Here is a 15545-nt window from a genome sequence, read left to right on the forward strand (position 1 = left end):
AACTGTCGCCAGGTTGTTCTTCACGCGGTGATTGAGCTCGAGGACCATGAGCTGCAGCTGCTCCTGGCTCGCGCGAACGGCCAGTTCCGACAATGTGCGGTCGGTGACGTCCGCTCCGAGTACGAAAATCCCTGTAACCCGTCCCTCAACGTCCTTCAGCGGCTGGTAGACGAAGTCGACATAACGCTCGTTCACCGGGCCGTCAGGCTCGGCCTGCACCGCGTACTTCGCGCCCGTCGCCGAATAGGCGTTCCCGCTCGAATAGACGCCGTCGAGCAGCGTCAAATATCCTTGGACCACCGCGTCCGGCAGAGCCTCGGCGACCGTCCGGCCGAGCACCCGCCGATGGCCCACAAGGGTCATGTAGCCGGGGTTGGCCAACTCGATCCGATGCTCGGGGCCCGCCAGCATCGCCATGAAGGTCGGGGCTTGCTCAAACATGTCGCGGAGTCGCTGGCGGTCCTCCATTGTTCGTTGCTGCGCCAGCACCTTCTGCGTGGTCTCGCTCGCCATGCAAATCATGCCCTGCACACCCCCGGCGTCGTCGCGGATCGGCGTGTAGGAGAAGCTGAACCACGCGTCCTCCCGGTACCCTTTGCGCTCCATCGGTATCAGGAGGTCCTCGTGCCAGCTGGCCTGTCCGGCCATCGTGTTCTCAACGAGTGGGCTGATCTGCTCCCAAATGTCCGCCCAAACCTGGGAGAAGGGCCGTCCGAAGGCGTTGGGATGCTTGATCCCAAGTATGGGGGCGTACTCATCATTGTAGATGAAGGTGAGGTCTGAACCCCACGCGATGAACATCGGCTGCTGGGCTTCAACCAGCAGGCGCAGATAGGCCTTCAAGAGCGGTGGCCAGGTGGCCGGGGCGCCCAGCGAGGAGCTCTCCCACTCCCCGTCAAGCATCAGCCTGGCCGTCGGGCCCTGCGGGCAGAACCCGAACAGGTCAATCAGTGGTTCTGACATGTTGCTGTTCAGGACGGGGTAAGCTGAGCGGGAGCGCGCATCGTTGTTTCGCAGATGCTGAGGCTCGGAGCCAGCCCGGAGCTGTCCTGCTGTGTTCCGATCCTGACGCATCGAGTCCGCGCGTCTACCGGTAGCCTTACAGAGTACCCTCAGCGTCATCGCACAGGATCGCGCTTAGTAAGGTGCTCCGGGATTGCGCAGTTCAGCGCCGGATTGGGGCCGGTATCTTCCGCCCTGAAGCAGGGGCAGGCACCGGGCTCTACGCAGCAACGCGATCCTCTGCCATCTAGCCGTCCAATACCAGTCTGACCTTAGTCGCGAGATCAGCGATGCTGAAAGGCTTGGGAAGGAACGCGACGTCGGGATCAAGCACACCGTTGTGGACCACAGCGTTACGTGTGTAGCCGGTCGTGAACAGCACCTTCACATGTGGCGCGCGCGCCAGCACCTGGTCGGCGAGCTGGCGACCGCTCATTCCCGCCATGACGACGTCGGTGAAAAGCAGGTCGAGGCGAGCCAAGGTGTCGACGACGCGAAGCGCCTCTTCGCCCCCCGAGGCTTGGTAGACGATATACCCGAGCTCCTTCAGCGCATCGACGCTCATCTGCCGGACGCGCTCTTCGTCTTCGACCACCAGCACCACTTCCGTCCCGCCGGCCTCCGGCAGCAGCCCGCCCTGCGGCGGGTTGGCGTGCTCATCCACGACGCCAAGATGGCGCGGCAGGTAGATTTTGACCGTCGTGCCGACGCCGGGCTCCGAATAGATCGCGACGTGCCCGCCGGACTGCTTCACGAAGCCGTAGACCATCGAAAGGCCGAGGCCGGTGCCCTTGCCGACTGGCTTGGTGGTGAAGAAGGGATCGAACACCCGCTGTACGACCTCAGGCGACATGCCTGAACCCTTGTCCGTCACAGCGACCATCACGTACTGGCCCGGGTTCAGGCCCAGATGCTGCCGCGTGTAGGCGTCGTCGAGATGGGTGTTCGCCGTTTCAACGGTGAGCTGTCCGCCCTCCGACATCGCATCCCGGGCGTTGACGGCTAGGTTCAGGATCGCGCTCTCAAGCTGGTGCGGATCTGCATTCACGGGCCATAGCCCGCCGGCCAGGACAGTCTCGAGCTTGATCGTCTCGCCAAGCGTCCGGTGGAGCAGTTCGGACATGTCGCTGACTAGCCGGTTGGCGTTCAGGACTCGAGGGGAGAGAGGCTGCTGGCGGGAGAAGGCAAGCAGTCGCTGCGTGAGCGTGGCCGCACGGGTGGCCCCTTCGCGGGCGCTGTCGAGATACCGCTCGGCGCCCGCTTGACCCCGATCCAGGCGCCGCCGGGCCAGTTCCAGGCTGCCGATGACGATCGCCAGCATGTTGTTGAAGTCGTGAGCTATGCCGCCGGTGAGTTGACCGACGGCTTCCATCTTCTGCGCCTGACGGAGCGCTTGCTCGGTGCGCTGAAGGGCCTCCGCAGCGGCCTTCTCGTCCGTGATGTCCCGAGCAACGGCGTGGATGAACCCGTCGTCCGGGACGGCGGTCCAGCTGAGGCAGCGGTACGAGCCGTCCTTGTGTCTGTAGCGGTTCTCGAAGCGGAAGGTGGTCACCCCGTCCGCCAGTTTGCCCACCTCATCGACCGTGAGCTGGACGTCATCAGGATGCACAAGATCGAGGAATTTTCTCCCGTGCAGCTCTTGCGGCTGATAGCCCAGGTGCTGCGTCCATGCCGGATTCACCGCTCGGATGACCGCTTCGAAATCCGCTACCAGCATGAGCTCGGTCGAAGTCCGCCACATGCGGTCTCGCTCGGCGGTCCGCGCCGCCACCTCGGACTCCAAAGACTGGTTAAGCGCTGTGAGCGCCAGTTCCGCCTGCTTGCGCTCGGTGATGTCCATCACCACGCCAATGACGCCGGCCGGCTCGCCTGCCGGGCTCGTCAGAAACTCGGCCCTGGCCGATAGCCACCGCACCTCGTTGTTGGGCCACAGGTGACGGTATTCGAACTCGAGGTAGCGCTCGCCCTTGAACATGGCCGCTTCGGCCAGTCCCTGAAGCCGCTCCAGCTCACCGGGGTAGTACCGCGAATGGATCTCGGCCAACGTCGGACGGGAATCCTCCGGCAGGCCTAGAAGTCGGTTCAGCTGCGGCGCATGGTTGACTTCGCCTTCAGCGGTGATTTCCCAGACGGCCATTCGGCCGGCATCGACAGCAAGCTTGAGGCGGGCCTCCGACGCAGCCAGCGCCGCCTGTGTCTCGCGGGTCTCGGTGATGTCCTCCATCGTGCCGACGTAACGGACCGCGAGGACCTGACCGGCTCGCGTCTCGAAGACGGCTTCGCCATGAGCGCGGATCCAGCGCGTGCCGGACGGCGTCAGAACCCGGTACTCATAGGGCGCTTCGTCCCGTAGAGCGGGGTCGGTCGCCCGGGCGAACTGCGCCTGCACCTTGCGGACGTCATCGGGGTGCATCGCGGTTGCGAGCATCTCATACGTGACTGTCCCATCCGGCGGGAAGCCCCAGATCTGACGAGCGCGGGCAGAGAATTCCAGAGTGCCGGCGTCGAGTCGCCAATCCCAAACGCCGAGTTTCGCGGCGCGGGTCGCAAGATCCAGTCGCGCCTGCTGAGTCCTCAGCGCTTCCTCAGCACGGCCCCGCTCGATCAGCTCACGGGTCCGCTCGGCGACTTCCTCCAGAAGGAAGACTTCTTCGGAGCTCCAGGCGCGGGGCGCCCGCTGGTTGAGGTAGACGATTGTGCGGAGGCGCCCTGCCTTGAAGAGGGGCGTCACCAGAACAGCTCGGGTATCCACTTCAGCCGAGGTCTCCTGAGACGGCGCATCGGCCGTCAGAGGATTGGATCGGACGTCGTCCATAACGACGGTGAAGCCGCCTCTAAGCCGATCCATCACTTTCGCCCCAAAGGCGCTCGCGGGAAATTCCCCGACAAGGACCGGCACAGAACCGTCAGTCCAGCAGACGTCGTAGTTCACGAGGTCTTCGGCCTCTTCCACGTGGCCGTAGCCCACGCGGTCGACGCCGAACCACCCACCCAGAAAGCCACAAACGGCGTGAAGCACCTGATTGGTGTCGCCGCCGGCGCGCAGGATGTCGGTGAGCTGCAGCAGGAAGGCGTTGCGTTGCTCGTGCTGCCGCCTCTTCATCGCCTCGTCTTCTTCGGCCGTGCGGTCACGCAGGACCTTCAGGAACCCGACCGCTTTGCCGGAAGCCGGGTCTCTGAGCGGCGTTGTCACGCCCGAAGAGAAGACGCGCCGCCCGTCCTTCCGAACGCGCCAGCGTTCGTGTTCGCAGCGGCCTTCGCGCCTGGCTTCCTCGAACTCCCGCGCGCCCGTCTTGGCGAGCCGGTCTTCAGTCGTATGGATATCGGTGACGGCCTGGCCGATCATCTCAGACGCAGTCCAGCCGAAGATGGCTTCTGCGCCGCGATTCCAGCTCGTCACCCGACCTTCCAGATCGGTCGTGATGATCGCGAAATCCGTTGCGCTCTCAATTATCTGCCGCGCGAGAGCATCAAGTTCGGAGTAGCCGCGGGGGTCCAGCGTCACTGAGCGTCTGTCATCCTTAGGGGAGGCGTGAAGTCGGGCTGTCTCATAGGGGAAGGGGGCCCCAAGGTCGAGCCGCTCACCGCGCCATCACAAATATCCCGGGCGCTCAGCGGCCTTGGCAAGTTGCACCTGCTTGTCACTTAGGCGGCATGTTGCGGCCTGTGGAACGTCCGCTCTGCGCATCAGGCGAGTGTCCGCTAACCACCCTTCGCTGACGTTCGCAAAGTACGCTCTTGGCAGGCCGCCGGACGTCCTTTTTTGGGTCCTGAGCTAAAGCGCGTCCCCATCGCTGATGGCTTGGCTTGAGCGCCATCATTCTCCGACGCAGTCTGGGCCGCCGTACTCGCAGGCAGAGTTGTCCCCCCATGAGCCGATGCAGGAGAAGACGAGGACGAGCACTGCGAGCCCCCCTGCAGCCGTGAGAGCTATCGCCGCGACACACCCGTTCTCCTTCGACTGCCCGTTCTGTGGAACGCTGGACAGCGGCGGCAAGCGTCCACGTCAGCTGTCGACCCTCAGCTCACGTTGCGAACCTCCGCTGAGGTTAGCGACGAAGGCTGCGCCTGGGGCTCGCCCCCTCCACCCCCGGCTCTTCGGCCTGCGGCCTCGGCCGGCGGTCCCCCTCCCGCCGTTGCTGCCGCAACGGGGGAGGTAGGAGCGCCGCCGCCAGCTTGACGCCTACCCCTCGCTCCAGACCGCCAGCTCGTTGCCGGTCGGGTCGCGGAAGTGGAAGCGGCGGCCGCCCGGGAAGCTGAAGATCGGCTTCACGATCTCGCCGCCGGCCGCCCGCACGCGCTCGGCCATGGCTTCCAGGTCGTGGGCGTAGAGGACCACCAGCGGCTTGGCCGGCTGGTTGGCCGCGTCGGCGTCGAAGCCGCCGTCGAGCCCCTCGCTCATGGCGGCGTAGGACGGGCCGTAGTCGGTGAAGATCCAGCCGAAGGCCTGTTCGTAGAACCGCTTCAGGGGGATCAGGTCCCCGGCCGGCAGCTCCACATAGTCGATCTTGCCGTCTTCACGCATGGGGGTCTCCGTTCGTTGCAAAGGTCAGTCGGCCTGCAGCCAGACGTGGGGGCGCAGCTGCCCCGGCCGCCCGCCGGTCCAGCGGCCGGGGTAGCCGCCGGCGATCGCCTGGTCCGCCGCGAGCTCCTCGCGCAGCTCCAGCGCCACGGCGTAGGCGGTCCGGAACTCCGGGTGGTTGCGCAGCCAGCGGTAGACCATGGCCACGGCGGGCATCCCTGGTCGGGCGGCGATCTCGCGCAGGGTCAGCCCCTGCAGCAGCAGCTCGCAGAAGGCGTCGCCACGGGCCGGCGTATAGGTGCTCTTGCGGCCCGGCTTGGCGCCCAGCAGGCCGCTGGCCTGCAGCACCCGCCGGGCGTCCTCCCGGGCGGTGAACGCACGCCGCCGCTCGCGCGCCTGGCGTGCGCGGATCTGCATCCACGCCATCTCGAAGGCGGGGTGGCGCAGGCGCCAGTCATAGAGGGTGCGGCGCGAGGGCATGTCGGGCAGGGCGAGGATCCGCGCCAGCGGCCAGCCGGCGTCCAGGGCGTCGAGCACCGCCTGGGCCAGGTCGTGGCTGAACTGGCAGGACTTGGCCCCGCCCGGCGTGTGGTCCATGGCCGGGAAGGCGAGATCCGGCTCGAAGGCTGAGGGCGGCCGCGTCGGCATGCCCCAGCCTAGCCCGGCCGGGAGCGCAAGTTCAAGAACAAATAGCGAACATCAGGCGTCGGGCACGGTCACCCGGTCGCCGCCGCCATAGCTGTCCACGGCCTGCAGAACAGCCGCCACCAGCTCGCGCTCCTCCGCCGTCAGCTCCGGGCGCCAGATGTCGAAGATCAGCACCACGCGCAGCTGGTCGGGATGGCGGTTCCAGGCCTCGTGCTCGATCGTATCGTCGAAGACGCAGGCCTGGCCTTCCACCCACGGCCGCGTCTCCCCGCCCACCCGCATGGCGCAGCCGTCCGGCACGATCAGGGGCAGGTGGCAGACGTAGCGGGCGTTCATGAAGCCGTGATGCGGCTGGATGTGCGCGCCGGGCCGCAGCAGGGAGAAGAGGATCGACGGCGTGCGGCCGGCGATCCGGCAGAGCGGCGCCTCCTCCAGCGCGGCCATGGTGGCCGGGCAGCGGGCGGCGTTCTCCGGGACTGGCGCGCCGGCCTTCCACAGGTAGAAGGCGCTCCAGTCGGGATTGCCCAGCATCCCGTGGTCGTCAAAGAACGGCCGGTTCGCCTCCAGCTCCACATAGGGAGAGAAGGCGGAGTCCTCCGCCAGCACCTGGCGCAGCTCGGCGCGGATGGCGTCGGTGGCGGCCTCCACCTTGTCGAGGAAGGGGAAGGCGGCGCGCTCGGCCCATTCGATGTTGGGCAGCTCGGGGAAGTAGAGCGCCTTGGGCTGCTGCAGGTAGAGCTCGCGGCGACCGGTGAGCAGGTCGACCGCCTTGCGGGCGCGGCGGCCCGCCGGCGCGTCCAGGCCGCGGGGGCCGAGCTCGGCGTCCAGGTGCGCCGCGTAGGCGCGGGCGTACTGCTCGCGCATGTGCAGGGCCCGGCCGACCTCGGCCTCCATGGACTTCTCCACCGTGCCGGCCGCCACCGCCACCTTCACCACGGCGTCGTAGTAGGACGAGGCCGCCCGTGCGTCGCCGTCGGCGGCGTGGTTGTCCGCCGTCATCAGCAGGGCGCGGATGTCGCGCGGGTCGAGGCGCAGGGCGGCGGCCAGAGCCTCCTTGTGGGCGGGGATGTCGCCGAGCTGCTTGGTGGCCAGCGCGATGCCGATCCAGACGGCGGCGTTGGCCTGGCCGCTGTCGACGATGCGCCGGAAGTGCGGCAGGGCGTCGGCGGGCCGTCCCTGGCGCAGCGCGGTCGCGCCGTCGCGCCAGGAGGCCTGCAGGTCGGCGGGGGTGGCGGAGAGGGTCTCGCTCATGCGCGCGAGGAGGCGCTGCCTCGCGGCGCGGGTCAAGCTCGGGCGGCGAGGCTCAGGGCAGCGCCCACACGGCGGTCTTCTTGATCTCCAGGTCTTCCAGTTCCCGGGTGGTGGGCACCTGGTAGGTGGCCAGGTGGGTCAGCCCCTCGCGCGGGAAGTAGCTGCGCCCGGGGTCGCCGATCAGCACCGTGGCGCCCGCCGCCCGGCCGGCCGCCAGCCAGGCCATCACCCGGTCGGCCAGCGGCTTCTCGTAGCAGATGTCTCCGGCCAGGATCACGTCGGCCGCGGGCGGGGCGGCGTCCAGCAGGTCGGCGTCGGTGAATTCGGCCGCGACGCCGTTGGCTTCCGCGTTCAGCGCCAGGGCGGCGCCGCAGAACGGGTCGATGTCCGCGGCCAGCACCGAGGCCGCGCCGGCCTTCAGCGCCGCGATGCCCACCAGGCCCGAGCCCGAGGCGAAATCGACGACGCGGCGCCCGGCGACCAGCTCCGGCCGGTCCAGGACGTAGCGCGCCAGCGCCTGGCCGCCCGCCCAGGCGAAGGCCCAGAACGGCGGCGGCAGCCCGATCTCCTGCAGCGCCTCTTCGGTCATCCGCCAGATCGGGGTGACCTCGTCCGCCAGGTGGAGGACGATCTCGGGGGTGTGCGGCGGCCGCTGCAGGCGGGTGTGCTCGCGGATGAAGGCGCGGCGCGCCTCCGGCGTCGGGGCGATCACGCCGCCTGGGCCAGCGTCGGGGTCTCGGGTCGGCCGGCGGCCATCTTCAGCACCTGCACATAGCCGGGGGCGGTGAGCATGCGCGGGGTCACGCCCTTGCCGGCCAGCAGGCGGTTGACCTTGGGCAGGTTGTAGCAGGGCACATGCATGAACATGTGGTGCTCGCAGTGGTAGTTCACCCAGTAGGGCGCGAGGAGGGCCCGCTCCAGCCAGTTGGCGTGAGTGGTGCGGGCGTGGCGCAGCGGGTCGGGCTCGTCCTTGGCCACGCAGGCGTGCTCGGCGATGTTGCGCAGCCGGGTGACCATCGGCAGCCATGTGGCCTGCGGCACCAGCCACAGCACCGGCCACACCCACCACAGGCCGAACGGCGCGGTGGCGGCCAGCGTGACCGCCATGCCCAGGAAGAAGCGCCGGCGGCGCACGACCGCCTCCTTGAGGATCGGCCATAGCGGCTCGCCCGGCTTGCGCTGGCGAATGCGGGCGACCAGCCCGGACCACTTCAGCTTGTAGTAGGTCTGGCCGGTGAGATCGCGCAGGATCTTCCTGCGGAGCGAGACGCGGGTGATCGGAAAGGGCGCGGAGAGCACCAGGTCGGGGTCCTCGGCCTGCTGGGCGTACTTGTGGTGGCCCAGGTGGTAGGGCCGGTAGGCGCCCAGGTCGCCGGTGGTCAGGTGATTGCCCACCCAGTCGTTGACCTTCAGGTCCGGGTGCAGGGCCGCGTGGGCGGCGTCATGCATCAGGATGGCCAGGCCCAGCTGGCGCGCGCCGATGATGGCGATGGCCAGCGGAATGGTGATCGGCCAGACCACCGCCATGGCCATGGCCAGCCCGATCACCGCCCAGGCGTGGGCGACCAGCGCCGGCCCCTTCCAGGGCGAGCGCCGCGCCAGCGGGGCCCACTCTTCGGGGGTGAAGAAGCGCTTCGGGTCGACGCGGGCGGCGGCGGGCATGGGCGCAGTGTACCGCGCGCGCCGCCTCGCGAACAGCGCCGCGGCCCGCGCGTCCTAGGCCGGCCAACCATCTGAGCCCGTTCCCCAAATCGGCGTTCCGGCGTTCGTCGAAATTTAAGGGCTCGCGGCGAGGCTGCCCGCGGACGCAACTAGGGGGATCGGATGGGCGTGGGGGATGCCGGGGCGGGCGAAGGCCACAGAGCCTTCGAGCCGCGCGGTCTGGAGCGCCGTTTCGTCGCCGCGGCCCTGCTCGCCACCGTCACCGCGCTCGTCGCCTGCTTCAGCCTCTACCAGTGGACCAACTGGTCCCGCGACCGGACCGCACTGGCGGTCGGCGCCGGCCAGCTGGCCTCGGCCCTGGCGCACGACGCCCGCGCCGCCGCCGCCGGCGATCCCGCCGCCGCCGTCGAGGTCGGGGCCGCCCTCTACGCTGCGCCGCAGGTGGCGGCGGTGAGCTATACGCCGCTGGAGGGCGAACCCTTCACCGTCGGAGCCTTCGATCCGCGGTCTCCCCTGCTGCGCCCCAGCGGCGCGACCGAGCCCCGCCAAGTGTACCGCAGCCCCGGCGTGGTCGCCTACGCGCCGGTCTTCGACGACGGCCGCAAGGTGGGCGAACTCGTCCTGCTGGTGGACGACCACGGCATCATCGTCGACCGCCTGCGCAACATCGCCATCGCCCTGATCCTGTCGCTGCTGGCCACCGCCGGCGCCGGGCTGATGGCCCAGCGGCTGGCCCGCCGGGCGCTGGCCCCGCTGCGCGCCCTGAACGAGGCCATGGAGGCCGCCACCCAGTCGCGCGACTTCACCGCCCGCGCCGCCATCGGCCGCCACGACGAGGTCGGCCAGCTGACCCGCAACTTCAACCGCCTGCTGGCGGCGCTCGAGACCTACGACGCCAGCCTGAACGGCGCGCTCGTGGAGGCCACCGTCGCCCGCGACGCCGCCGAGCAGGCCAATGCGCTGAAGTCCCAGTTCCTGGCCAACATGAGCCACGAGCTGCGCACGCCCCTGAACGGCGTGCTCGGCATGGCCCAGATCCTGCTGCTCGACGAGCTGACCCCCGTCCAGCGCGAGCGGGTGGAGACCATCGACAGCTCCGGCCGCGCCCTGCTTTCCGTGCTGAGCGACATCCTCGACCTGTCCGCCATCGAGAGCGGCCGCATGGCCCTCGCCAGCGAGGCCTTCGACCTCGAGTCGGTGCTGGACGAGGCGGTGACCGCGGCCCGCGCCCTGGAGATGTCCGAGCGCCTGACGCTGTCCATGAGCGTCTCGCCCCAGGCCCGCGGCGGCTGGATCGGCGACGCCGCGCGGGTCCGGCAGATCCTGTTCCACCTCACCGCCAACGCCCTCAAGTTCACCGAGGCCGGCGCCGTGCACGTCAGCGCCGCCCGCGGCCTGAAGGGCGAGCTCACCCTGACCGTCGCCGACACCGGCCCCGGCATCGCCCCCGAGCGGCTGTCCAGGCTGTTCGAATCCTTCGTGCAGGGCGACGGCGCCGCCACCCGCCGGGTCGGCGGCGCGGGCCTGGGCCTGACCATCTGCCGCGAGCTCTGCGCCCTCATGGGCGGGCGCATCGAGGTGGAGAGCACGCTCGGCCGCGGCAGCGTCTTCACCGTCACCCTCAAGCTCAAGCGCGCCCGGGCGAAGCTCCGGGAGGCCCCGTCCCCGGCGGCGGCCGCCGACGCCGACGCCCCGCGGCCGCTCCGCGTCCTGGTCGCCGAGGACAACCAGACCAATCAGATGGTGGTGAAGAGCGTCCTGCAGGCCATGGGCGCCGAGCCCAGCGTCGTCGACGACGGCCAGCTGGCCGTGGAGGCCTGGCAGGTGGGCGGCTACGACCTGATCCTCATGGACATCCAGATGCCGGTGATGGACGGCGTCGAGGCCACCCGCGAGATCCGCAGGCAGGAGCGCAAGCGCCGGCTGCCGCGCACCCCGATCCTGGCGCTCACCGCCAACGTCCTGCCGCACCAGCAGATCGAGTACCGCGCCGCCGGCGTCGACGGCGTGCTCGCCAAGCCGATCCAGCTCCCCGAGCTGCAGGCCGCCCTGGAAGGGGCCCGCGCCCGCCGGGCCGCCTAGGCCCCGAAGCTCCCGGCGACGATTGCCGCGAACAGCACCAGCCCCGCCCAGGCGTTGGACTTGAACAGCCGCAGCGCCAGCATCGGCCGGTCCAGCCGCACCCTGCGCGCCTGGTCCAGCAGTCGCACCGCATAGAGCAGGCTGAGCGCGTAGAAGCCCCAGCCCAGGCGCGCGGCCCAGCCCGCGGCGAGCGCCAGGCCGAGGGCGGCCACGTAGAAGCCGGCGATGGCGAGCGGCGCGCCGGTCCCCAGCCGCCGGGCCGAGGACTTCACCCCGGCCAGGGCGTCGTCCTCCAGGTCCTGGATCGCGTAGATCGTGTCGTAGCCGAGGGTCCAGAAGATCCCCGAGGCATAGAGCAGCAGCGCCGGCCAGCCGACGTGGCCCGTGGCGGCGGCATAGCCCAGCAGCGCCCCCCAGTTGAAGGTCAGGCCGAGCCAGGCCTGAGGCCACCAGGTGATCCGCTTCATGAACGGATAGGCCGCCACCAGCGCCAGCGACCCCACCCCGAGCGCGACCGCTACCGGTGGGAAGCTCAGCAGGATGGCCAGCGACACCAGGCAGCAGCCGGCGATGAAGCCCCAGGCCTGCCGCACGCTGATCTGGCCGGAGGGGATCGGCCGCCCGGCGGTGCGCGCCACCTGGGCGTCGAAATCCCGGTCGACGATGTCGTTGTAGGCGCAGCCGGCCGCGCGCATCAGGGCCGCGCCCAGGAAGAACAGCCCGATCAGCCGCCAGTCCGGCCTCAGGCCCTGCTGGGCGGCGGCCAGGGCCACCCCCTGCCAGCCCGGCAGCATCAGCAGCCAGATCCCGGCCGGCCGGTCGAACCGCCCGAGCTTCAGCCACGGCCGCACCGACGCCGGCGCGAACCGGTCGACCCAGTTCTTCGGCGCGGCGTCGGGCAGGGGCGCGGTGGAGGTCATCGGCGCTTGGTAGGGCGCCGCGCCCCGGCGCTCAATCGCGCGCCGCTCACCGCCCCTTCAGGTGGCGGTCCAGGAACTTCACATAGGCCTCCGACGCGGTGACCCGGTTCTCCCGGCGCTGGAAGCCGTGGCCCTCGTCGGGGAAGACGATGTACTCGACGGGCACGTTGTTCGCCTTCACCGCCGCCACCAGCTCGTCGCTCTCCACCTGCAGGACGCGCGGGTCGTTCTTGCCCTGCACCACCAGCAGCGGCCGCTTGATGTTCCTGGCGTGGAACAGGGGCGAGATCCGCCGCAGCCGCTCGGCGTCGGTCTTCGGGTCGCCCAGCTCGTCGTAGAGCGCGTCGCGCTGCTCGCCCCACCACGGCGGGATCGACTCCAGGGTCCGCACCCAGTTGGTCACCCCGAAGATGTTGATCCCCACGTCGAAAGCCTCGGGGGCGAAGGCCAGGGCCGCGGCGGTCATGTAGCCGCCGTACGAGCCGCCCATCACCGCCACCTTGTCGTCGGCCACCCAGTCCAGCGATTTCAGCCACTGGGCGGCGGCGGTGACGTCCTTCAGGTCCACGTCGCCGTGCTTCTTGTCGTCGAGGTGGAAGAAGGTCTTGCCGAAGCCGGACGAGCCGCGGTTGTTGATCGCGTAGACCGCGTAGCCCTTGTTCACCAGGTTCTGGATGTCGGCGGAATAGCCGCGCCGGCTCTGGCCGCCCGGCCCGCCGTGCACGAACACCACCGCATGGGCCGGCCTGGCCGCCGAGGCGCCCTTCGGCCGGTAGAGGATGCCCGGGACCTCCAGCCCGTCGTAGCTCTTGAACCGCGCCACCGTCGCCGGGACCAGGTCGGCCTCCGCGATCTGCGGGTTCAAGGCCGTGGTCAGCCGGCGCGCCCGGCCGTCGGCCAGGTTGGCCACGAAGATGTCGGCCGGCGAGGTGTCGGAGTTCACCGTGAACGCCACCGCCGTCTCGTCGCGGTTGAAGCGCACCGCGTTCAGGTCGCCCGCCGGCACGCCGGCCAGCTTCACCGCACGCCCCGAGCCGGTCTCGGCCAGCTTCAGCACCGTCGAGGCGTCGGCGTTGATGTAGTCGGCCCGATAGCGGCCGGAGGGCGAGTGGCTGACGTTCATCACGTCCCACTTGTCCGCCACCAGCGCGGTCTTGGCCCCGCTCGCCAGGTCGTAGCGCCAGGCCTGGGCGAACTCGCCTGGCTCGTCGGTGGAATAGATCAGCGCCTTGTTGTCCGGCGTGAACTCGTAGACGCCGAACGCCACATTGCCCGTGTGCGGCGTGATCAGCTTCGGCTCCGGCGTCGCCTGAGACAGGTCCGCCAGGAACAGGTCGCTGTTGGCGCTGGTCCGCTCCTTCACCAGCGCCAGCCAGCGGCCGTCGTCGGACACGTCGGCGATGGACAGGCCCGCGTTCCTGAACACCATCCGGCGCTCGTAGCTCTTCGCGTCGTAGGCGTAGAGGTCGAAGGTCTGCGGGTCCCGCTCGTTGGTGGCCAGGTAGAAGGCGCCGCCGTCCTTCCGCCAGCCGGCGAACTGCGCCTTCAGCTTCTGGCCGGGCGTGAGATCCTTCACCTGGCCGTCCAGGCCGCGCACATAGACGTGGTTCAGCTCGTCGCCGCCCTGGTCGGCGCTGAACAGCACCCGGCCATCCGAGGGGAACCACGACAGGGCGAAGGTGGCGTTGGTGGTCGAGTTGGTCAGCGGCTGCGGCGGCCCGCCGGCCACCGGCAGCACATAGGCGTTGAACACGCCCGTCTTGTCGCTGGAGATCAGCAGCTGCTTGCCGTCCGGCGAGAAGGCGAACCCGTCCTGCGAAGGCAGCTGGTAGCGCGTGGTCTCGAAGAACGCCCGCGGCGGATAGATCTTCACCGCCGGCGCAGCCCGCGTCGCCTGCGCCTGCGCCATGGCCGCTGGCGCCATCGCCGCCGCCGCCAGCGCCACCGCCGCCAGAAGTCCCGCTCTCCGCCGCATCTCAGCCCCCGCGTCTGTCGTCCAAGCCGCCAACCTTACGCCCCCCGCCCGCCCCGACAACCCGCCCGGCCCCTCTACCTCCCCCGCGAAGCGGCGGGAGGGGGACCGTTCGCCGAGCGAAGCGAAGAGCGAAGGGTGGAGGGGGCAAGCCGCGCGCGCCGGCGTGTCCGCTCGCCCCCTCCACCCCCGGCTCTTCGGCCTGCGGCCTCGGCCGGCGGTCCCCCTCCCGCCGTCGCTGCCGCGACGGGGGAGGTAGGGCGGCCCCCCTCACTGCCGCAGCGCCTCGGCCCTTTCCTCCGCCAGCCGCAGCGCCGCGTCCGCCGCCGCGCTCAAGTCCCGGTAGATCCATCCAGCCGGCAGGCGCAGCACCGCCACGCCGTGGGCCTCGAGCCAGCGATCCCGCGCCGCGTCCTTCGCGGCCGCCGCGTCGTCCCAGTGCGTCGCCCCGTCCACCTCCACCGCCAGCCGGGCCATGGGGCAGTAGAAGTCCAGGATGATCGACCCAAACGGATGCTGCCGCCGCCAGGTCGGCCGCTCCGCGCCGCGCCCGCGCAGCCGGCTCCACAGCATCACCTCCGGCTCGGTCATCGCCTTGCGCATCGCCCGCGCCCGTCGCGTGATGAGGGTCCGTCGCACCTGAACATATCAGGAACAACGCCGAACGCCGTCAACCCCCTACCTCCCCCGCGAAGCGGCGGGAGGGGGACCGTTCGCCGAGCGAAGCGAAGAGCGAATGGTGGAGGGGGCAAGCCGCGCGCGCCAGCGTGTCCGCTCGCCCCCTCCACCCCCGCGAAGCGCCAGCAGCGATGGGCGGAGCAAGCCGCCCCCTACCTCCCCCGCAAAGCGGCGGGAGGGGGACCGTTCGCCGAGCGAAGCGAAGAGCGAATGGTGGAGGGGGCAAGCCGCGCGCGCCGGCATGTCCGCTCGCCCCCTCCACCCCCGGCTCTTCGGCCTGCGGCCTCGGCCGGCGGTCCCCCTCCCGCCGTCGCTGCCGCGACGGGGGAGGTAGGGCGGTCCCCCTCCCCCCTGCCGCCGCAAAACGGTCACCGTTCAGTCAGCCGCCGTTCACGAGGGGGGGCGCAGTTTGCCTGGGCTGCGGCGGCCTTTGCGGCCTTCGTGTCGACGCCACTCCCGTCCCTCGGTGGTGGCCGCCGCGGCGCCTCTCCCCACCCGCGCGCCCTCAGGCGTCCTGCTTCGCCGGGAACCTCTTCACGACCGCGGACCGGATCCAAAGCTCTGCAGCCCGGCCTTCCCTCAGCTCCTCTCCGCGCGCGATCGCCGCCTCGTCGTCGGGCGCGAAGAACTCCCGGGCCGACTCGATATGGCCGTCACGCATGAGGAAGAGCCGATAACCTTGCACGGGCCTGGCCTTGCGAACTGGGGAACGCGTGAACATGCGACCCGCCGCAGGCGGCGCACTCACATGGGTTAGTCTTCAGGCCGCCAGCTTCCGCAGGCCCAGATAGGCGAGGCAGGTCGCGAG

The 15545-nt window shown here is 70.1% G+C and carries 12 protein-coding genes; 1 reads left to right on the plus strand and 11 read right to left on the minus strand.

The annotated features are described in order from the left end of the window. The 7 genes from VIL67_RS17570 to VIL67_RS17600 all read right to left on the minus strand — a co-directional run. A partial coding sequence (locus VIL67_RS17570; RefSeq protein WP_332050217.1) for a PAS domain-containing protein occupies positions 1-963 on the minus strand: 963 nt, incomplete at its 3' end. A gap of 286 nt (positions 964-1249) precedes the next feature. Next, entirely contained in the window at positions 1250-4507 is a 3258-nt protein-coding gene (locus VIL67_RS17575) for a PAS domain S-box protein (protein WP_332050218.1), read from the minus strand. 678 nt (positions 4508-5185) lie between these two features. After that, positions 5186-5527, minus strand: a complete 342-nt coding sequence (locus VIL67_RS17580; protein WP_332050219.1) for a VOC family protein — start codon at positions 5525-5527, stop codon at positions 5186-5188. 24 nt (positions 5528-5551) lie between these two features. After that, complete coding sequence (locus tag VIL67_RS17585) at positions 5552-6172, minus strand: terminase small subunit-like protein (protein WP_332050220.1); 621 nt, start codon at positions 6170-6172, stop codon at positions 5552-5554. 51 nt (positions 6173-6223) lie between these two features. Then, complete coding sequence (locus VIL67_RS17590; RefSeq protein WP_332050221.1) at positions 6224-7423, minus strand: aspartyl/asparaginyl beta-hydroxylase domain-containing protein; 1200 nt, start codon at positions 7421-7423, stop codon at positions 6224-6226. A 52-nt stretch (positions 7424-7475) separates the two neighbouring features. Next, positions 7476-8135 (minus strand): class I SAM-dependent methyltransferase, encoded by a 660-nt coding sequence (locus VIL67_RS17595; protein ID WP_332050222.1) that lies wholly within the window; start codon positions 8133-8135, stop codon positions 7476-7478. After that, positions 8132-9085 carry a fatty acid desaturase family protein gene (locus VIL67_RS17600; protein ID WP_332050223.1) on the minus strand — a complete coding sequence of 318 codons (954 nt, stop codon included), beginning with the start codon at positions 9083-9085 and terminating at the stop codon, positions 8132-8134. Before VIL67_RS17600 ends, VIL67_RS17595 begins: the two co-directional genes overlap by 4 nt. A gap of 162 nt (positions 9086-9247) precedes the next feature. Between VIL67_RS17600 and VIL67_RS17605 the strand changes: the two genes are divergently transcribed. Further along, a complete protein-coding gene (locus VIL67_RS17605; protein ID WP_332050224.1) occupies positions 9248-11167 on the plus strand; it encodes an ATP-binding protein in 1920 nt (639 codons plus the stop codon). On the opposite strand, the gene ubiA is transcribed toward VIL67_RS17605, so the two are convergent. The 4 genes from ubiA to VIL67_RS17625 all read right to left on the minus strand — a co-directional run bounded on the left by ubiA (position 11164) and on the right by VIL67_RS17625 (position 15398). Then, positions 11164-12087 carry a 4-hydroxybenzoate octaprenyltransferase gene (gene ubiA / locus VIL67_RS17610; protein ID WP_332050225.1) on the minus strand — a complete coding sequence of 308 codons (924 nt, stop codon included), beginning with the start codon at positions 12085-12087 and terminating at the stop codon, positions 11164-11166. The genes VIL67_RS17605 and ubiA overlap by 4 nt on opposite strands. A 46-nt stretch (positions 12088-12133) precedes the next feature. Then, a complete protein-coding gene (locus VIL67_RS17615) occupies positions 12134-14062 on the minus strand; it encodes a S9 family peptidase (RefSeq protein ID WP_332050226.1) in 1929 nt (642 codons plus the stop codon). Positions 14063-14329: 267 nt separating this feature from the next. Then, positions 14330-14698 (minus strand): endonuclease domain-containing protein, encoded by a 369-nt coding sequence (locus VIL67_RS17620; protein ID WP_332050227.1) that lies wholly within the window; start codon positions 14696-14698, stop codon positions 14330-14332. Between the two features lie 544 nt (positions 14699-15242). Further along, entirely contained in the window at positions 15243-15398 is a 156-nt protein-coding gene (locus tag VIL67_RS17625; RefSeq protein WP_332050228.1) for a hypothetical protein, read from the minus strand. Positions 15399-15545 lie beyond the last annotated feature (147 nt).

The sequence above is a fragment of the Phenylobacterium sp. genome (assembly GCF_036563385.1).
Lineage (GTDB): Bacteria > Pseudomonadota > Alphaproteobacteria > Caulobacterales > Caulobacteraceae > Phenylobacterium.